The organism is Microcystis sp. M144S2, from assembly GCF_020246065.1.
GTDB lineage: Bacteria > Cyanobacteriota > Cyanobacteriia > Cyanobacteriales > Microcystaceae > Microcystis > Microcystis ichthyoblabe_A.
The window spans coordinates 18,060-38,737 of the sequence record NZ_JADBTR010000082.1 but is presented as its reverse complement, the minus strand read 5'-3'; the positions used below and the strand labels follow the sequence as shown (position 1 = coordinate 38,737).

At 36.0% G+C, this 20,678-nt stretch carries 10 protein-coding genes and 1 pseudogene; all 11 read right to left on the bottom strand.

The window, feature by feature from the left end; genetic code table 11:
- Window positions 1-117: 117 nt before the first annotated feature.
- A pseudogene (locus tag IM462_RS10815) lies at window positions 118-727 on the bottom strand (acyltransferase).
- A 97-nt stretch (window positions 728-824) separates the two neighbouring features.
- Window positions 825-5,297 carry a non-ribosomal peptide synthetase family protein gene (locus tag IM462_RS10810; RefSeq protein WP_287700090.1) on the bottom strand — a complete coding sequence of 1,491 codons (4,473 nt, stop codon included), beginning with the start codon at window positions 5,295-5,297 and terminating at the stop codon, window positions 825-827.
- Window positions 5,298-5,381: 84 nt separating this feature from the next.
- Window positions 5,382-6,158: an SDR family NAD(P)-dependent oxidoreductase gene (locus tag IM462_RS10805; protein ID WP_287700091.1), complete on the bottom strand. Its 777-nt coding sequence runs from the start codon at window positions 6,156-6,158 to the stop codon at window positions 5,382-5,384.
- Window positions 6,159-6,213: 55 nt separating this feature from the next.
- Window positions 6,214-9,492, bottom strand: a complete 3,279-nt coding sequence (locus IM462_RS10800) for a non-ribosomal peptide synthetase (protein WP_287700092.1) — start codon at window positions 9,490-9,492, stop codon at window positions 6,214-6,216.
- A 91-nt stretch (window positions 9,493-9,583) separates the two neighbouring features.
- The gene (locus tag IM462_RS10795) at window positions 9,584-10,588 is read right to left on the bottom strand and encodes a putative capsular polysaccharide synthesis family protein (protein WP_233256357.1); all 1,005 of its coding nucleotides are present in this window, start codon (window positions 10,586-10,588) and stop codon (window positions 9,584-9,586) included.
- Window positions 10,560-11,360 (bottom strand): SDR family oxidoreductase, encoded by an 801-nt coding sequence (locus IM462_RS10790; RefSeq protein WP_002796359.1) that lies wholly within the window; start codon window positions 11,358-11,360, stop codon window positions 10,560-10,562. Before IM462_RS10790 ends, IM462_RS10795 begins: the two co-directional genes overlap by 29 nt.
- A 48-nt stretch (window positions 11,361-11,408) precedes the next feature.
- The gene (locus IM462_RS10785) at window positions 11,409-12,035 is read right to left on the bottom strand and encodes a cupin domain-containing protein (protein ID WP_287700093.1); all 627 of its coding nucleotides are present in this window, start codon (window positions 12,033-12,035) and stop codon (window positions 11,409-11,411) included.
- A gap of 96 nt (window positions 12,036-12,131) precedes the next feature.
- Window positions 12,132-12,764: a LysR family transcriptional regulator gene (locus IM462_RS10780; protein WP_002762083.1), complete on the bottom strand. Its 633-nt coding sequence runs from the start codon at window positions 12,762-12,764 to the stop codon at window positions 12,132-12,134.
- Window positions 12,758-13,801, bottom strand: a complete 1,044-nt coding sequence (gene fni, locus IM462_RS10775; RefSeq protein ID WP_287700094.1) for a type 2 isopentenyl-diphosphate Delta-isomerase — start codon at window positions 13,799-13,801, stop codon at window positions 12,758-12,760. The genes IM462_RS10780 and fni overlap by 7 nt, the downstream gene beginning before the upstream one ends.
- A 39-nt stretch (window positions 13,802-13,840) precedes the next feature.
- A complete protein-coding gene (locus IM462_RS10770) occupies window positions 13,841-18,625 on the bottom strand; it encodes a non-ribosomal peptide synthetase (RefSeq protein WP_287700095.1) in 4,785 nt (1,594 codons plus the stop codon).
- A 123-nt stretch (window positions 18,626-18,748) separates the two neighbouring features.
- Window positions 18,749-20,626 carry a TubC N-terminal docking domain-related protein gene (locus IM462_RS10765; protein WP_287700096.1) on the bottom strand — a complete coding sequence of 626 codons (1,878 nt, stop codon included), beginning with the start codon at window positions 20,624-20,626 and terminating at the stop codon, window positions 18,749-18,751.
- Between the last annotated feature and the right edge of the window lie 52 nt (window positions 20,627-20,678).

The following is a 20,678-nucleotide window of genomic DNA, read 5'->3' as shown; positions in this document are numbered from 1 at the left end:
TAATTCAGCATACCATAAAAATCTGCATTATTATCACAAATTCTATTACTACTATTTTCTAGATTTTTTACATATCAGGAATCAATATTAACCTATTGTTTAGGCATTGGAGCAGATTCATAATCGTTTGATAATTTTGGCAGGATTACCAGCAACAACAGTAAAAGGTTCTACATCTTCTGTTAGAACCGAACCTGCTCCAATAATTGCTCCTTTCCCAATCGTAACTCCTTTAAGAATTCCAACATTAAATCCAATCCAAACATGATCTTCTATCACCACAGGTGCAGATATTTATATCAAGATCCTTAGTATCCTTAATCAGATTATTTAAAATTGCTACTTCCACAAAATGTTTATGTCTTAAAACATAATTTAATGAATGAGCATCAGTGTCATAAATATTGACATCATCGGAAATCATAACTTCGTTACCAATTTTGATAGAATTAGCTGATCTAATTCGAGTTCCTTCACCCATATAACAATCTTTACCGATTTCTATTTTTCCGCCATAAGCAAATATAGCTAATTCTCCGAGAATTACTCTATTTTCTCCAATTTTAATTAAACTTTTATCATTCTGATGATTTACACAATTTCCGTAAAATTTTACGGAACTATCGAACGTTGCACTTTCAGCCAGTTTTTGGAGTTTTTCGATTTTTTGTTGTTCTTCTAAGAATTTGGAAATTAATAAATATAATTTATTGTTTAAGTTAAACATAATATTTTCCTCGTGGAATTGATGATCTGACTTTTTTGAATCTAGGGATGAGATAAGCTGCGCAATTCAGCTTATGGGGTCTGATTAAATCGATCATTTATTTTGTTAAAAACCCACTTTTAGTAAAATATTCAAAATAAGTTTTTAACAATTTTTGATCAATCGGGGGAAAATTAAACGCTGTACCCTTTAACCCCATCATCGTATTTTGATCATCAAACTGGGAGGGATAACCTGCGGATAAATTTTCATCTGAAAAGTTATCTAACACCGGAGATAAAGCATTATCTGTATTAATTTTACATTGTTCTGTTAAATGTGATCGCCATTTTTCAAAGGAAACACACTGCAACGGATAACCCATTTCCCGAACACAATCAAATAAGTCACGATTTAAGGTTGGCTGAGAATTCAACAAATGAAATGCTTTCCCTAAAGAGCTTTCTTGACTGGCTAAATGTATAATTGCACCACTCACATAATCCACAGGAGTGAGGTCTTCTGTACTATCACCAAAATCAGGAATCATTCCTAATTGAATACAGCCTTTAATCATACGACAAAACAAATCTTCTCTATTACAAATTCCAGTTTTACTATGTCCAATAATTCGAGATGCTCTGAAAATTGTCATCGGAAGTCCCCGTTTTCCAGCTTCCATGATTAATTTTTCAGCGACCCATTTACTTTGAGTATAACCGGCATTGAGTCCATGATTTATACCCAGGGGATCAGATTCTTGAATTAAGTTTCCTTGAGCATAACTGGGGGAAAAAACAGAAATCGTCGAGACAAAATGGACAGGTTTGGTTTTAATTAAGCAGGCTAATCTCAAGATTTCTGCTGTTCCTAAAACATTAGTGGGTTTCAGTATTGAATAGGGATAAATGGCATTCACCCAAGCTCCATTATGATAAATTACATCAATTTGTTCGGCTAATTCCAGAAAATCAGGTTCACACATTCCTAAACGTTTTTGGGATAAATCACCAATAACAGGAATAATCCGAGAGCTTTTGTGTTCATCCCATAATTGAAAGGTTTTTAATTTTTGGTAAATTTTGGCTTGAGCTTTTTCTAAACTTTTGTCTCGAATTAAACAATAAATATTAGCTTCTGTTTTGTCTAATAATTCAGCTAATAAATGAATTCCGAGAAAACCCGTAGCTCCTGTTAGCAAAATATGAGCAGGTTTCTGAGGAAAGAAAGTCAGAATATTCAGCGGTTGAATAGTCGGATCTAAGGTGATTTCAACTAGCCAATCTGGGCTTTGATCACTCCCAATTGCATCAGATAAATTAAAATCTAAATTAGAGGATAATCCCGCCACCGTTGGTTCTGAAAAAAGATAATTTAAAGGAATATTAATAGATAATTGTTCTCGCAGTCGAGAAATCACTTGAGCGGCTTTTAAAGAATGTCCGCCTAAATCAAAGAAATTATCGAAAATACTAATTTGTTTTAACCCTAAAACATCTTGCCAAATCTCAGCAACAATTTTTTCTGTAGCTGTTCGGGGTGCAATAATCGTTTTTTTATCCTGACTTTCGGTAGGTGCAGGTAAAGCGTTGCGATCAATTTTTCCACTACTCATTAAGGGCAATTCTTGAAGCTCTACAAAGAAAGCCGGAATCATATAATCGGGTAATTTCTGTTTCAGAAAACTCCGTAATTTTGCAGGATCGATGGATTGCGCTTTAGGGACAATATAAGCTACTAATTGTTTATGATTCGTTTGATCTTCTCGAACAATTACAGCCGTTGCTCTGACATCCGGGTATTCAGTTAATACGGCTTCAATTTCGCCAATTTCAATACGAAACCCTCGAATTTTAACTTGATTATCAATTCGTCCTAAAAACTCTATATTTCCATCAGGTAAATAACGAGCTAAATCTCCAGTTTTATAAAAACGTTGATCTTCAGATGAATTAAAAGCATGAGTAATAAATTTTTCACGGGTTAAATCATCTTGATTGAGATAACCTTTCGCTAAACCTAAACCTCCAATTAACAATTCTCCGGGTATTCCTATCGGAAGTTGTTGCAGATGGCGATCGCAAATATAAACCTGTGTATTTGTAATCGGTTTACCAATGGCAACAGAATGAATTTGAGCAATTTTATGAATGAAATTGGGATTAAAAACTGTGCTGGTTATCGTCGCTTCTGTCGGACCATAAGCATTCAACCAAGTGATATCTTCTCGTTGACTATTTGATAGTATTTTTTGCCATAATATTAATCGCTCTGGTAATACTTCTTCACTTCCTGTAATCACTAAGCGTAGGGTTTCAGGTAAGGTTATTAAAGTTTGAGATAAATCTAATACCCATTCATGCCAATAAGTAGCCGGAAGATTAATGACTGTTAAACACTTTTGCTGAATAAATTGAGTAAAATCAGCTAAAGAAGGGAACATTAATGCAGGACGCATAACTAAAGTTGCACCCGTTAAAAAAGTTGGATAAATTTCTTCAGCAGCTACATCAAAGGTAAAAGAAGCAAATTGTAAAATTCGATCACGATTTGTTAAATCATAGAATTTAATGATTCCTAAACTATGATTAACTAAACTTTGATGTTCAATCATAACCCCTTTAGGAGTGCCTGTTGAACCAGAGGTATAAATAATATAAGCTAAATTATTTGGCTCAATAGGGTTAAATAAATTGTTTTGGCTTTGACTAACAATTAAGTTTTCTTCAGTATCCAGACAAACCACTTCTGCTTGATGATCACGGAATAAATTAACCAAGGTATTTTGAGTAATTAATACCGAGACTTGAGCATCATTTAAGATATAGTTTAAACGCTCTTGGGGATAATTGGGAGCTAGAACAAGATAAGCAGCACCGGTTTTAAGAATTGCCAAAAAACTGATAATAATAGACACAGATTGTTCTAAACAAATTCCCACTAACGATTCAACTTTAACCCCCTTAGATTGGAGATAATGAGCTAATTGATTGGCACGATGATTTAAGTCTTGATAGGTGATTTTTTCCCCGCACCATTCTATTGCGATCCCATTTGGATTTTTTAAAACTTGATGTTCAAATAATTCATGAATACAAACCTTTGGATTTTCAGCAATATTAGTCTGATTCCATTGAGCTAATAACTTTTGTTCTGATAAAGGTAAAATAGGTAATAATTCAATCGATTGTTCAGGATTAATGGCAATTCCTTCTAATAAAGTTTTAAAGTGGGTAATCATGCGCTCAATCGTGTCTTGATTAAACAACGCGCAATTATAATCAAACGATCCAACTAAACCCTCAGTCGTTTCTTGCATGGCTAAGGTTAAATCAAATTGAGCAATTAAAGCATTCATCGTGACGGGAGTTAATTTTAAATCCGCCATCGAAAAATGATTAATGTGCAGCATATCTTCCCAAGAAAACATCACTTGGAATAAAGGACTATAACTTATGTTTCGTTGAGGATTTACCGCTTCTACCACCTTCTCTAAGGGTAAATCTTGGTGTTCATAAGCTTCTAAAACTACTTGTTTAACTTGATTTAATAAAGCTTTAAACGAGAGATTTTCTTTAAACTGAGTCCGAATGGGTAAGGTATTAATAAAGCAACCAATTAAGGGTTCAATTTCAGGAAATTGTCGATTTCCACTAGGAATTCCAATCACAATATCTTCTTGACTGCTATAACGATATAATAAAATATTAAAAGCCGTTAACAGCGTCATATTCAAAGTAGCGGTTGACGTTTGGCTAATATTTTTCAGGTTTTGGCTTAATTCTGGACTTATTTTAAATGTACAATTATTGCCTTTAAACGTTTGTATGGGAGGACGAGGATGATCAGTGGGAATTTCCAATAAGGGTGGAATTCCCGTTAATTTTTGTTTCCAATAATTAACTTCCTGGGTGAGTTTATCTCCTTGTAACTGTTGTCTTTGCCAAACGGCAAAATCACCATATTGAATAGGCAAATCGGGTAAAGGATTAGATTGTTTTTGTAAAAAAGCTTGATATAAACTAGAAAGTTCTTCGAGTAAAACTTTCATTGACCAGCCATCAAAAATAGAATGGTGTAAACTCAAAAACAAAATATAAGAATCAGCTTTTAATTTAACCAAAAAAGTCCGCATTAAGGGAGCTTTGGTTAAGTCAAAGGGAGTATAAATTTCTTGTTCGGTTAATCGCTCTAATTCTTGGGTTTGTTCCGCAGAAGATAAAGACTGTAAATCCAGCAAGGTAAAATTTAAATGAATTTTAGGGTTAATAATTTGTCTGGGAATTTCGTCAACTTCTTGAAAACAGGTCTGCAACACTTCATGACGTTGCTTAATAGTTTCCAAAGCTTTTCTAAAGATATCAATATCTAAATTGCCTTCAATTTGAAAGCGAAACGGCATATTATAGGTATAGCCTTGAGCTTCTAATTGGTACAAAAACCAAAGTCGTTCTTGGGAAAAAGAAAGCGGTACAAGTTGAGACGGATTTCTAGTCGGTATTGTATTCGTTTTTAAACCGATTCCTTTTTTTTGTAGTAATAGCTTCAGTAATTTTTGTTTGTCTTGAGAATTATCGTTCATTTTTGACATGAGTTAATAGGATTTATTTAATTTAGTGATTTTAGGTTGGTTTAATGGATACAAATCAACCTAAAAATTGTTTAATTATTGATGCTAAATAGCGGTATAACCTCCATCTACCATTAAAATTGCTCCAGTTACATAAGAGGAAGCTTCGGATGCTAAAAACACGACAGGACCAATTAACTCTTCTAAATCTCCAGTTCGTTTCATGGGGATTCTAGTATATAATTCGTCCATTTCATCCGAAGTTGAACGTAAACCTTCTGTTCCTTCCATCATATTATTCATATACCCCGGTGCAAAAGCATTGACTCGAATTTTGTGACTAGCTAATTCGACCGCTAGGGATTTTACTAATTGATTGACACCACCTTTTGCGGCGCTATATGCTCCTGAAGATTTGGGAACAGCAACGAAAGCACAGATAGAAGAATTCATAATAATTGAACCGGCTGTTCCTTGTTTGATCATTTGTTTGGTTGCGAGTTGAGCGCAATTAAAATAACCTTTTAAGTCAACATTAATAACCTGATCCCATTCAAATTCTTCTAATTCATCAGTGTTTTTGAGAATTTCAACTCCTGCATTACAGACCATAATATCGAGTTGACCATAATGAGCAACCGCCTGGTTAATTAAATTCTGACAAGCTTGACGTTGACGAACATCGGTCTCAATTGCGATGGCTTCGCCTCCTGCTTCTTGAATCAGTTGAACCGTTTGTTCAGCACCAACTTGATTAATATCACCAATTACCACCTTAGCTCCAGCTTGTGCTAATCCTTGGGCTAATACCCGACCAATTCCTCGGGCAGCACCCGTGATAATTGCAACTTTACCTGTTAAATCAAAGAGATGATTTGTCATTTTTTTCCTTCAGTTTAAATCAATGTCCACTATAGAAAGTTTAATTCATTTAGGTTCAGCTTTGAGATAATAAAGCTTGAACTTCTTCTGGTGAAAGTTTGGAAATTTCTTGAACTGTTACGGCAATTTCATTCAGTAAACCTTCATGCCCCACTAATTCAATCATGACTTGAGTTAATTGGCTGATAGTTGAGTGATTAAAAAGTTGACGTACAGAAATTTCAATTTCTAAGGTTTGACGGATTTTACTAATCAGTTGAATCGCTTTTAAAGAATGCCCACCTAACAGGAAGAAATCGTCTTCAATCCCAACTCGTTCGACTTCTAAAATTTCTGCCCAAATTTCTGCTAAAACTTCTTCAATTGCAGTTCGAGGAGCGACATAATTTTGAATTAACGATAAGGGGTTTTTATCGGGTATTGGTAAGACTTTTCGATTAACTTTACCATTAGGACTGAGTTGAAAAGATTCCATCACAACAAAAGCAGAGGGAATCATATAATCGGGTAGCCAGTTTTCAAGGAAATGACGTAATTCAACTTGGTTTATGGTTTCACCTGGACGGGGAATAAAATAAGAGGCTAAATATTTTTCTCTGGCGGTTTCTCCCTGAACTGTAGCAACAGCTTGAGCAATTTGAGGATGTTGATTTAAAATAGTTTCTACTTCCCCTAATTCAATTCTATAACCTCTAACTTTCACCACATCATCAATTCTTCCTAAATATTCAATGTCTCCATTGGGTAAATAACGAGCTAAATCTCCAGTTTTATACAGCAATGAATTATCGCTAAAGGGATTAGCAATAAATTTTTCTTTGGTTAATTGGGGATTGTTGAAATAACCCCGCGCTAAACCGCCACCCGCAACATATAACTCGCCAGTGACTCCGATGGGTACAGGTTGAAGATGAGAATTTAAAATATAAACTTGCACATTAATCGCGGGTTTACCAATGGGAATATACTTCGGCCAAAGCTCAGGATTAGGGTCAAAGGTATAACTGGTAACGATATCCGCTTCTGTCGGGCCATAAAAATTGTAAAGCGTACAATGTTCGAGTTTCTTGAATGCAGAAATCATCGCTGGAGTAATTTGTAATTGCTCTCCAGCTGAAATAATTTCACGCAAGTTAGCAAATAAGTAGGTTTCCTCACTATAGGTTTCAATTAATTGTTGTAACAAAGTAACGGGCAAAATCGCTTTATGAATAGGGTTATTTGCCAATAATTGACTTATTTTAGCAAGGTCTAAGCGGGCATCTTCTGGAACAATAAATAAGCTTCCCCCTAAACACCAGGCTGCAAACATTTCGTGATAGCTAACATCGAAATTGAAGGGAGCAAATTGTAAGAAATTTCTCTCCGGTGACATTTTTGCCTGATGATGCTCAATAATATTGGTTAAGGATTGATGCAGGATCATAATCCCTTTTGGCACACCCGTAGAGCCTGAACTATAAATAATATAGGCCAAATCCTTTAAACTCACGGGGTTGTCAAGATTAGTCTTGGGTTCTAAGGCAATTTCTGACCCTTGTTCATCCAATAAAATCCGTTGAGAAATGGTTTCACTGTTTAAAAGAAATTGACAATCTTTTTGGGTTAATAAGGTTTTGATTTGGGTGTCTTGCAGGATGTAAGAAAGTCTTTCTTGAGGATAGGTTGGGTCTAGGGGAACACAAACACAGCCTACTTTTAACACTGCTAAAACGGCAATTACCATATTAAGAGATCGTTCTAAACAAATCCCGACCAAAGATTGAGAACTCACCCCAATTTTTTGTAAATAATGGGCGAGTTGATTGGCAGACTCATTGAGTTCTTGATAGGTTAATTCTTGCTCTTGAAAAACAACGGCGATGGCTGAAGGGGTTTTGAGGGTTTGTTGTTCAAATAATTCATGAACGCACTGTTTTAGGAGTTTTTCGGGTGCAGTTTGATTCCATTCAATTAATAATAATTGACGTTCAGCTTCCGTTAATAAAGGTAAGTCTTGAATCCGACGATGGGGATTAATAGCGATTCCTTCTAATAAGGTTTTAAAATGACCTAACATCCGTTCAATGGTGTCATTTTCAAATCGTTCTTGAGGATAAATAATTTTAATACTTAAGGCTTCTCCAGGGGTGACAATAACCGTTAAGGGGTAATCAGCATTGCCATAATCTTGCATTTCACCGACTTGTAAACCGCCTAAATTCTCACTATCATTTTCGCTAAAGGGTAAATTTTCAAAGACAACAAAACTTTCAAAAACTGAATGAGGGGACGGAATTTCACTCCATTTTTGAATATCAATTAGAGAACTATAACTATATTGCTCTCGTTCTAAATGCTCTTGTTGTAATTGTTGAAACCAAGTTAATAATTCAAGTTGAGACTCAATTTGGATGCGAACGGGTAAGGTATTTAAAAACATCCCCACCATCGATTCAATCCCTGTAAAATTAGGCGATCGTCCCGAAACGGTTGCCCCAAATACAATATCAGATTCACTACTATAATGATGTAATAATAAAGCCCAAGCTCCTTGAATTAGGGTAGAAAGAGTAAGGCGATATTCTTGGGCGAGTAATTTCAGACGACTGGTAATTTCTGGAGAAAGTTTTGATTTTTGATGAAGATAATTTTTACTTTGAGTAACCAGAGAATTTAACGGTTTATCAACGACTAATGGAGTTGGAGAGGTAAAACCTTGAAGATTTTGTCGCCAAAATCGTTCGGCTTCAGTTTGATCTTGCTGTTGTACCCAATTAATATAGTCTTGGTAAGGGCGGGGTGTGGGTAAATTGACGGGTCGATAGTTGATGAGTCCAGCGTAAAACTCGAAAACTTCTTTCAACAGAATTGCTGTTGCCCAACCATCTAATAAAATATGATGTCCAGTATGGATAAATTCATATTTTTGATCTTCGACTTGAATTAAATGACATCGAAGTAAGGGGACTTTATCTAATTCAAAATATTGCTCTTTATCAGAGATTAATAATTCCTGAAATTTAGTTTCTTGTTCGGCGAGAGAATGCGCTCGCCAATCATAATTAAACCAAGGTAAGGTGACATTTTTTCTAACCACTTGTAAAGGCTGTTTGGTTTTTTTCCAAGCAAAACAAGTCCGTAAAATACTATGTCTATCTACTACTTTTTGCCAAGCTTGTTGGAATGCATTAATATCTAAATTACCTTGCAAGGTGATTTGAATTTGTGATAAATAGGTCTTTGATTCTGGATTATATAAAGAATGAAACAGCATCCCCTGCTGCATGGGAGAAAGGGGATAAATGGATTCAATATCTTTTTTACTAACCTTAGATTTTTGAGGTGTTACCATTGTTTTTCCCAATAGATTAAATAAAAATATGCGTGAGTTTCTTGAATCAAATTTTATTCAAGAAACCTGATAAAATTAGAACGAATTACCTTTAACGTTGACTAGACCACTTGAGTTTAAATTTGTTAATTTCTTCATCGGTGTAAAAATGACGCACTAATGGTTGATCATAAATCTCTTCTAAATATTCATCACTAAAGGTCAGACTCTTTCTTAAATTATCATAGATGAGATAGTCATCCGCTTCTAAAAAGTCTGCTCGGTCAAGTCGTTCACAATCTAAATTTTCAACACCTAAAAAAGTTTCTAGGGCTTCTTTTAAGCAAGAATCAAGTTTTTCTAATTTTAAGACTAATAAGTCAATATTTCTGTCTGGGAAATTCGCAATCGCATAACCTTTTTCTTTCGGAAAATCAATGGAAGCGATATCAATGCCGAAAACTGGTTGCAATTCTTCTTCAAACCAGTCAAACTGCTTTCCATAAACAAATTTTTGAGACCAAAATTTTTTAATAATTTCATCCATTGTGATTAATCCTTCTTGATATTTTATGAAAAATTCAGGAAAAACAGATTGACAATGAATGACTTGAAAAAACCAAGAAATATTACGGGCGATGGGTTCTCGGACTCCAGTAATAATTTTAATATTTTTTTGATTTTTAATTTCCTCAATGTGTTCGCTTAAATATTTGGTCATACAGGAATGCCCAAAGGTAAAAGCATGATAATGTTTCTCCAGTTGCATTGTTTCCCAAATTTTTGAGAAATGTTCTGAATTCAGATTATGAATATGATAAATAGCTTGATTTTGCAGATGTTTTTTTAGGGTCAAATAGGTACTCATTGAACCGACTTTCCCCATTTGATAAACAAATATGACTGAAGAATTATTGAGAAGTTCTTGTTTTAATTTTCTTTCTGTATTCCACATATTAATCCTATTATTCATATAGGAATACACGGGAAAAAACTGTTTATCTGCGATGGGATAATAGTTAAGAGCTTGGTTTGAGAGTTTAGTTTGTGTGTTCATGATGCTTGTTGATGATGCTGGAGGGTTGAATTTAAAATGCTGACGAGGATAAACCACCATCGATGGGAATAGTAATTCCCGTTATATAACTCGCACATTCTGAAGCTAAAAATACAACGAGATTAGCAAATTCTTCAGTCGTACCAATTCGATTCATGGGAATTGTTTTTAGAATTCCTTCTCGGATTAAATCTGGGGTTGTTCCTTGCTTTTTGGCATAAATTTCTAAATATTCTCGATGTCTAGGGGTATCAATAACGCCGGGGTTAACACTATTAATTAAAACATTATAGGGGGCGGTTTGTCTAGCTACTGATTTGGTAAAATTCATTAAAGCTGCATTGACAACACCCGATTTAACTAAACGAGGAGATGGCTCTTTTCCCGATGTCCCAATGATATTAACAATTCTTCCCCAATGTTGTTTTTTCATAATCGGTAACACTAAATTGGTTAAGCGAATATAACCCATTAATTTTCCTTGAAAAACGTTTAACCAATCTTCATCGGAAAGGTTTTCAATTAAATTATCAGCAAAGTTAGCTCCTTCAGAATTATTTACTAAAATGTCAATTTTGCCATATTGATTTAAAGAGTCCTGTATTAATTGTTCAGAATCTTGAGCTTGATGGACATCAGCCACTAAACGCAGAATTTCTTGGACAGGATAAGCTTGAGCCAGAGATTGATAAGCTTGTTCTAAGCGTTGGGAATTGCGACCACAAATAATTAAGTGACAGCCTTCTTCTGCTAATTTTTCAGCAATGGTAAACCCAATTCCCGCACTACTTCCCGTAATCAAAGCCACTTTATCTTTTAATCCTAAATCCATAAACTTTGTCCTAGCATTTTGAGGTTAAACTTAAAATTTTAAAATGAACTAAATTAAAATTTTAATCAAATTAATATCTTGATTCGATGAATTATATCCCTTTTTTAAAACTTTTGAAGGAGCATAATAAATTTGACCATATTCTAAACACTGTTCTTCATTTTCTATGGAGATTTCTAATTTTCCATTCAAAATAAATCCAATTTCTTCTTGCTCACCTTGATGTGGGGGAATGGAATAACTAGACGGGATTTTCATCATCACGATTTCAAACCAAGAACCCTTAACCGATTGACAAGGTAAATGAGTGATTTTATCTTGGTTGTTTGATAGGGTTAATACAACGTCTTCTGAAGGTAAAGAAGAGGTAATCCGTTTAAGATCAAATCCAATCATCGCTTCGGACAAAGGATTAACAAAACCATGAGAAACATTAGCATCGGCGACATGAATATCTTGTAAAGCTCTCAAGGGTTTAATCACATCTTTAATATACAGTTCCAGTTCTCCTGAGAGTACCATGCCAATTTGACTTTCAGGATGTTGGTGGGATTCAAGTTTAGCATTAGGAGCTACAGCGGATAATTGAAAAATGGTATTTTGGCATTGAAAAACCTCTAATTCTACATGAGGATTGAGTTTAATAGGCTTGGGAATTGGGAAAAATTTAGACATGATTTTAGGGGACAAGTTCAAAATGAAATTGAAATTTAAACTCTCAATTATTTTTCTGTGATGAAGGCAACTATTTTCATCGGATAGGGAGCTTTTTTAGGTATGCACAGGTAAATAAATACTTTGAATCATGGTGTTTTCCTGTTTGTGAAATAAAGACCAACTCATCTCAATTTTACCATATTGTGAAATAAATTCTAAATCATGTTCTCGGATGGCATTTTCATTGGTAATGGCTAAATCTGCCAACCCCTGTTTAACTTGAATAGCGGCAACACTGGTAGAATTGACAAATTTGATTTTAATCTTGTTTTGATTCAGGTCGCTAGGTAATAAATAGGGAAGTAAAGGAAGAGGAGCGGGATGAGTAACTAGGGTACAGTTTTCTAAAACGATTCCTTCATTTTTTCGCTTGGCTAATCCGTAAACGGGTGTGGGATAGGTGAAGATAAAACCTAGTTTAAAACTCGGTTCCATGTAGAAATCATTAATTCTTTCATAGGCATGGGGTACTAACGCCAAATCTATCTGATTGTCGAGTAAAGATTCTTTTAAATCTGTAAAGCTATCAAATAAATGACTATTAACCGAAATCTGTTGTAATTTCCATTGAGAAATTAGATAATTTAAGGTTTGTTCACTACTGGTTTCTTTTGGACCCAAAGTGCCAACGCTTAAGGTTTTGACATCAAGCTGGGGATAACACAATTCCATTGAAAACTTTAACATGGTTTTAAGGCTCCTGAATTTTTAAGGGCGGATAAATTAGGATTTCCGGTGCAAAATAAAACAATTTCAAGTTCAGCAATTAAAAATTTTACCAACTCATCAACAGCGGCTTCTGATTCAATCGCTGCTACGAGAAACGGACGAGCCAACCCTCCTAAATCGGCTCCTAAAGCGATGGATTTGGCAAGGTCTAAGCCATTTTTTAAGCCTCCAGAAGCAATCAAAGGAATGGTTGAATTCATAGACCGAATGGCAGTAATACATTCAGCCGTAGGCAAACCCCAATCGGCAAAAACTTGTCCGAGATGCCTTTGTCTGTTGTCTTTGGCTCTTTGACTTTCGACTTTAGCCCAGGACGTGCCTCCGGCCCCAGCCACATCAATCGCAGCGACTCCGGCTTCAATTAATTGTTTGGCCGTCACCGCAGAGATGCCATTTCCGACTTCCTTGGCGATGACGGGAACGGGCAATTGAGCGCAAATTTGCTCGATTTTAGCGAGTAACCCTTTAAAATTGGAATCGCCTTCCGATTGAACCCATTCTTGTAAAGGATTGAGATGCAGAATTAAAGCATCAGCTTCTAATAATTCCACCAGTTTTAAACAGTCTTCTAAACCGCAGCCGTAATTTAACTGTACAGCCCCTAAATTCGCTAACAGGAGAATATCTGGCGCCAGAGAACGGACTGCAAAGGTCGGCGCTAATTCCGGTTGTTCGAGTGCAATGCGTTGAGAACCCACCCCCATCGCTAAACCATAACGTTGAGCGACCGTTGCCAATCGAGTATTGACTAAATGGGCTAATTCTGTTCCTCCGGTCATGGAAGAGATGAGAATTGGAGCTTTTAAAGATTTCCCCAAAAAGGTTGTCCCCAGTTCAATATCGCTACGGTCAAGTTCAGGAAGACAACAATGGGTAAAGCGATATTTTTCTAAACCGTTTGTAAGTTGTTGAAACTCTACATCTTCTTCGATACAAACTCGCAGATGTTCGCTTTTACGATTTTCAATTTCACTGGGAAGATTAGGCTGTGACATAGTTGTTATCAAGCAGGAGGGTTAAACATTAAGTTGAGGTTAAAAATCGAGTTCTGAAAGCAGTTCATCTAGTTCTACCTGATTAAGATCCGCATCGGGAAAATCCGATGGAGTATAGCCTCCTTCTACCGATAAACAATGGTTAATCAGGCTTTCTAAAGAATCTCGATAGGCAGCAGCTAAATTTTTGATCGTTGTTTGATGATGAAAATTTTCACTATATTGCCATTCTATATCAAGTTGCCCATCAACCACAATTCCATGAATCGCAATTAAATGGGAACGTTTTCCCAAAGGACTATGAATGGAACCACTGGATTCTTGAGATAATTTCCAGCCTATCTCGCCGATTTGATGGCTGGTAAATTGACCTAAATAATTAAAGCTAATTTGAGCTTTTGGATAGTTTTTTAACGGGGATTGAATCGTTAAATCTGAACTCAGATAATATCCAATTCCATAATCAAATCCCCGATTCGGAATTTGTCGTAATTGCTCTTTAATGGACTTGAGACATTCACCGGGATGGTGAAGATTTTCTAAGGTCAAAAAGACGGGAAAAATACTGGTAAACCAACCCACAGTTCGAGATAAATTCACGGATTCAATTACATTCTCTCTTCCATGACCTTCCATGTCAAGCAAAAGCTTATAACTCCCTGTCCAATGGCCAAAAGCTTGGACTAAAGCGGTTAATAAAATATCATTAATTTGGGTGTTATAAGCTTGCGGAACCTCCTGTAAGAGTAAGCGGGTTTGTTCTTCGGTTAAGGTGAAAGAAACCGTTTTTGCATGGGCAACAATGTTGGACTGAGCTTCACCTTGACAGTCCAAAGGAAGAGGAGAAATTGAGGGAAAATCACGGTTTAGCCAATACTTGAATTGAGCGTGAAATTCTGGGGTTGTAGCATAGTTTTGCAGTTCCTCAGCCCAAGTTTTAAAAGAACTGGTTTTAGGAGGAAGTTGCAGAGGCTTTTGGTTTTCTAATTGCTGGTAAATAGTGACGAAATCTTCGAGGATAATCCGCCAAGAAATTCCATCTACTGCTAAATGATGAATCACAATTAACATTTTTCCACTCTCAGCCAAGGCGAAGAAAACCACCGCCATTAAGGGGCCTTCCTCTAAATTCAGTACCCGTTGTTGAACCTCGGAAATTTCTGCGATCTTGGTCAATTGTTCATCGCAAGATAGACGGGATAAATCCACCTTTTCAAAAGCAAAATTATTGCAATCATCGCTGTGATTTTGTTGCCATTGTTCTCCTTGTTGCACAAACCGTAACCGCAAAGCGTCATGGTGATAGAGTATTTTAGAAATAGTTTGTTTTAATAAATCTGGTTGTAGATTATTGGGAACCTCTAACAAGATAGATTGATTAAAGTGATGACGTTCGGGCCAGTTTTGTTCAAAAAACCATTTTTGAATCGCAGTTAACGGGACTTCACCTGTAACTAATCCCTGGTCAATTTCAGTGATAGTAGTTGTTTCCGCTACGGTGGCTAATTGAGCGATAGTTTGATGACTAAATAATTGTTTAGGAGTAATTTGTAATCCCGCTTGATTAGCTTTAGCGACAATTTGAATGGCGATAATTGAATCGCCTCCTAATTCAAAGAAATTCTCATTAATACTAATTTGATTTTGCCCTAAAACTTCCTGCCAAATTTGGGCTAGAATTGTTTCTTTCTCGGTACTAGGAAGAAGATAATTTTCTAATTCATTAACATCAATTTCTGGTCTAGGTAAAACACTGCGATCAATTTTTCCATTCTGATTAAGAGTAAAAGCATCTAAGAAAATCAAGAAAGCAGGAATCATATAATTGGGCAGCTTTTCTTGGAGAAAAATTCGTAATTCTGGCTGAGTGAGTTGTTTATCTTTCGGAACAACATAAGCATACAAACGCTTGATTCCAAGTAGATCTTCTCTGGCGATAACAATTCCATCTTTGACTTGAGGATGCTGAAATAAAACGGCTTCTATTTCGCCTAATTCAATTCTAAAACCTCTGATTTTTACCTGATGATCAATCCGTCCAATAAATTCAATATTCCCATCGGCTAAATAGCGTACTATATCACCTGTTTTATACAGACGTGCTGACGAATCTTGACTAAAAGGATTGGGAATAAATTTTTGTTCAGTTAAGTCAGGACGATTGAGATAACAACGGGCTAAACCATCACCACCAATATGCAATTCGCCTTTAACACCAATAGGAACAGGTTGCAAATAGGGATCAAGAATATAAATTTCTGTATTAGCTAAAGGACGACCAATTGGAATATTTGTAGCTTCTGAAGGAATATTTTTAATTAAATACCAAGAGGTAAAAGTTGTGCTTTCTGTTGGCCCATAAACATGAAGTAAATTTTGAGCGGTTCCTTTATTCAGGGATTCTTTGACCCATTGAGGATCAACTGCTTCGCCACCAAAAAGTAAATATCTTAAGCTTTGAAAAGCATGGGGAATAGTCTGAACTAACTGATTAAATAACGCTGTCGTTAAGAATAAAATAGTAATTTGATATTTTTGGAGAAAATGAACAAATTTTTCAGGAGAAAGAACTGTATCTTTATCTACTCCTATTAACTGTGCGCCATGTATCAGCGCCCCCCAAATTTCAAAAGTAGCGGCATCAAAAGAAGGATTAGAAACCTGAGCCATTCTATCAGTTGGTTTTAAATATATATAGTTAGTATTACAGACTAAACGAGTCACTCCTCGATGGGGAATAGCAACTCCTTTAGGTTTACCTGTAGAACCTGAAGTATAGATGACGTAGGCTAAATTCTCAGCGTTAACATGACTGAGAGGATTCTGTTTACTTTGTTGTTTAATTGGGTCTTCATCTTGTTCTAAACACATCAATTGATTGACTGTTGTTGGTAGTTTTTTGATGAGGTGCTGTTGCGTTAATAAAATTTTGATTTCAGCATCATTTATGATAGATTCAAGTCGTTCTTCGGGATAGCTTGTGTCCAGTGGTACATAAGCTCCTCCAGCTTTTAAGATTCCTAAAAATCCAATAATCATTAAGGGCAATCGCTCGACACAAATCCCAATTAATTGATCTGGTTTAACCCCTAATTTTTGTAAATAACGGGCAATCTGATTGGCTTTTTGATTTAACTGTTCATAGGTGAGGGATTGTTCTCCATCGATGACCGCTATAGCATCAGGTGTTTTAACAACCTGTTCTTCAAATAACTGATGAATACAGTAATGATCAGGATAAGACGTTTGAGTTTGATTCCATTCTACTAATAATTGTTGTTCTTCCGATTCAGTCAGTAACGGTAATTCCCCGACGGTTTGCTGAGGATTGGCTACAATTCCTTTTAATAAAGTTTGGAAATGACCCACCATGCGGTTAATTCTTTCGACGGTAAATAGGTCGCTATCATATTCCCAAAAACTTTCTAAATAAGCTCCTTTTTCGGTTTCTATTTCTTCTAAAACTAAGCTGAGATCAAATTTAATTCTCTGTTGTTCAACGGCTAGATATTTAGCTTTTAAATTGGGTAATTCTAAAGCATTGAGGGGGGCATTTTGCAGCGCAAACATTACCTGAAATAAGGGATTATAACTTAAACTTCGTTCGATTTCTAACCCATCAACCACTTGCTCAAAGGGTACATCTTGATTGGCATAAGCTTCTAAAACAACATTGCGAGCTTGCTGTAATAATCCCGAAAAAGTCGGATTTCCTTCTAGGGAATTCCGCAGCACTAAAGTATTGACAAAAAAACCAATCAAAGGTTCAATTTCTTGTCGGTTTCGGTTGGCGGTGGGTGTCCCGATTAAAATATCATCTTGGCCACTATAACGGAAGAGTAGAGTGTTTAAAGCAGCCAGTAAGGTCATAAATAAGGTCGTCCCCGACTTTTGGCTTAGAAGTTTCAGTTTTTCGGTGAGTTCTGAGTTAATTTGAAACGAGATACTATGACCTCGAAAATTGGGATTAGCCGGACGGTGTTTATCGGTTGGAAGTTCTAATAAAGGAGGAGCGCCCGTTAATTGTTTTTTCCAATAATTTAACTGATTTTCTAAGATTTCACCTTGTAACCATTGTCTTTGCCATACCGCAAAATCCGCATATTGTATAGGTAATTCGGGTAAATCTACGGTTGAATTGGATAAAAATGCTTGATAAAATTTAGATAATTCTTTAAATAAAATGCTTTTTGACCAACCATCGATAATAATATGATGGAAGACGTTGACTAAAATATAATTTTCATATCCCAGATCAAACAGAGTACATCGTAATAGGGGAGATTGGGTTAAATCAAAGGGTTTTTGTAGTTCTTCAATAATCTGTTTGTCAATTTGCTCTTGGGGGATATCTTTTAAATTAACAACTAATAATTTAATCTTCAGAGATGGAGCAATTTTTTGAATAGGTTTTCCTTCAACCATTGGAAAGCTTGTGCGTAAGCTCTCATGCCGTTGAATAATAGCATTAATCGTTTGCTCTAAAATATCAATGTTTAGGCGTCCCGTTAAACGGATAGTTAAGGCTTCATTATAAGCCGAATTTTGCTGATCCATCTGATAGAGAAACCACATTCTCTGTTGAGCAAAAGATAGGGGTAAATCCTCAGTTCTGGTAACGGTATTAATGACCGATTCAAGGGGTTTAGACGGTGTTGTTGCACTTCTTAAAAAAGTGAGAATTTCTGGTTTTCTTGTCCCGATTTCTTGCTTAATTTCTGGTGTCATTGCTCCTTGGGGAGCTTGATATTTTAACTTTTCTTCCTCAAGCCAAAGCTTGATGTCTAAACTATTTAAGTAAGATAAAAATTCTGCGACTTTCATTAATAGTATCCTTTTCCTTAATTAATGTTCTGGTATTTTTGGAATGGGGGTGATATTTGGCTGGGTTCAGTAGCCCTAACTTGAGCTACTGTTAGAAATCCAATCAACTTGATTCGTCTATTTTTATCGGTTTATTGCCTCTAAATATTGTTTTTTAATGCTGTGTAAATTACGAGGTTCGCTCTTAGGCGAAAACAGCCCATCAGTCTCCCATTTACTGGCATCCAAACTAATTGCCCAAGCATTTAACCAGGGGTGTTCGTTAATTTTAGGTAACAGTTCGGGTCTGGTATCCTCTAAGGCAATTTGAAAAATGACTTGAGCAAATTCTTCTAATAATTTTAAGCTGGCTCGATAAGCTTCTATGATTTCAGCTTCGGTTTTATTAGATTGTAAATTCCTGGTTCGCAGTTCATTTACAAAGGGGATTGCTAAGTAATCAATAAATTCAAAGCTAACCCGACCCAGGGATTGATTTGCCCAATCTCGGAATAGTTGTTGTATTCGATAGGAAAGAGGGAAAAATTCTGCATTAATCTGTTGAACTTTCATCTTAAGTTCCGGGTCAAGGAAGATGGAATTAAACATCATTAAGCAACCGAATGTCCATCCAGCTAAGGTATCCCAGATGACTTTTGTAGCCATCGCTGTCCCATTTTTAAGACAGTTATAGGAATTTTGAATATTAAAGGCTAACCCATCGTGATAGGTTAAATAAAAGTGATTCGCATCGTCAACTCTTTCGGGAGTTAGTTGACCTTTAAGGTCAAGTTCAATCATTTGAGTGGTTAAAGAATTGCCAAAACCAATACTATCTGAACCGGGGGAATAAAACGGATCAGGAAATAGGCCTGCTTCACCGACACAAGCCCAACGATTAAAGGAAAAGACTTGTTTCGAGGAGTAGCTATATTTCGGCATCTTTCTAAAGTCTTCTGGGGATTTACCTTCTAAATGAGCCGCTAAAACGGGTTCATTTTCCCTTAACCACTGAAAGGCTAACTCATAGTTATGATAATTTTTTAACGGGTGAATATCTTGACGAGCCACAATGCCAATACTGGTATAACCCGTAGATAAAGGAATTAACCAAACCCAGTATCCTTCACCGCATAAATGATTTGTAGAATAATAACGGTTGTTATTAGGAACACGCCGATGCCATTTTTCTTCACTGGCTGGCACAAAATTGCTGACATCAAAACGACCCTCAACTCGGAACCAAACCGCACTGTAATTATTATGATTAGGTTTCGCTAAACCGAGTTTCTTCTGTATAAATCGACGACGACCCATCGCATCGACAACCCATCGGGATTTAATACAATGAGTTTTTTGATTCGCTCCACTGCCTTGAGTATAAATAATTTTATGCTGTTGCTGTAGCCCTTCAGCAAACTCGATGTCTTTAACCGAACAATTTTCTTTAAGGTCAATTCCTGCTTCAATATTAAATTGGCGTAAATCATTTTCTAATTTACCCCGATCAATTTGATAAGATTTAGGAGCATGAAACTCTGATAATCCCAGTTCAGGTCTTTTATGAAATTCAGTTTCTTGAGGTTTGAAAAAATAGCGTAATCCCAATTTAGGCAAATGTTGATGATCAAAATAATCGGTTAACTGCAGCGTATTTGCTAAATAAAAAGCCCCAACTTCAACGGTTGATTCTCCCACTTTAAAACCAGCTTCCGGTAAAGGACGAGCCATTTTATCAAGAACAACAACAGAAAGATTAGGTTGTTTAAGTTTTAACTGTCTCCCTAAGGTTAAACCCGCTAATCCACCGCCACAAATTGCCACATCATAGTCTGTTTCCGAACTAAAATTGTCAGCTTGTTCACGCAATAAAACGATGAGTTCTTCTTTATGCTCTTTCAATTGTTCGAGTAAATCGGGAGTCATAACACCTTGAGGAGAACGATAGCGCAGCTTATCCCCTTCCATCCAAATTGTCACACCTAAATGATTCAGATCCGATAAAAATTCAACTGTTTTCATAAATTTAAGTCCCTCAAAGACTAAACACTATAGACCAAACAAAAATTATCAA

Coding starts and splice junctions, on each gene's coding strand:
- IM462_RS10810 (WP_287700090.1), bottom strand. CDS start 5,297: ATGTCAAAAATGAACGATAATTCTCAAGACAAACAAAAATTACTGAAG.
- fni (WP_287700094.1), bottom strand. CDS start 13,801: ATGTCACAGCCTAATCTTCCCAGTGAAATTGAAAATCGTAAAAGCGAA.
- IM462_RS10765 (WP_287700096.1), bottom strand. CDS start 20,626: ATGAAAACAGTTGAATTTTTATCGGATCTGAATCATTTAGGTGTGACA.
- IM462_RS10780 (WP_002762083.1), bottom strand. CDS start 12,764: ATGTTAAAGTTTTCAATGGAATTGTGTTATCCCCAGCTTGATGTCAAA.
- IM462_RS10785 (WP_287700093.1), bottom strand. CDS start 12,035: ATGTCTAAATTTTTCCCAATTCCCAAGCCTATTAAACTCAATCCTCAT.
- IM462_RS10790 (WP_002796359.1), bottom strand. CDS start 11,360: ATGGATTTAGGATTAAAAGATAAAGTGGCTTTGATTACGGGAAGTAGT.
- IM462_RS10805 (WP_287700091.1), bottom strand. CDS start 6,158: ATGACAAATCATCTCTTTGATTTAACAGGTAAAGTTGCAATTATCACG.
- IM462_RS10800 (WP_287700092.1), bottom strand. CDS start 9,492: ATGGTAACACCTCAAAAATCTAAGGTTAGTAAAAAAGATATTGAATCC.
- IM462_RS10795 (WP_233256357.1), bottom strand. CDS start 10,588: ATGGTGGTTTATCCTCGTCAGCATTTTAAATTCAACCCTCCAGCATCA.
- IM462_RS10770 (WP_287700095.1), bottom strand. CDS start 18,625: ATGAAAGTCGCAGAATTTTTATCTTACTTAAATAGTTTAGACATCAAG.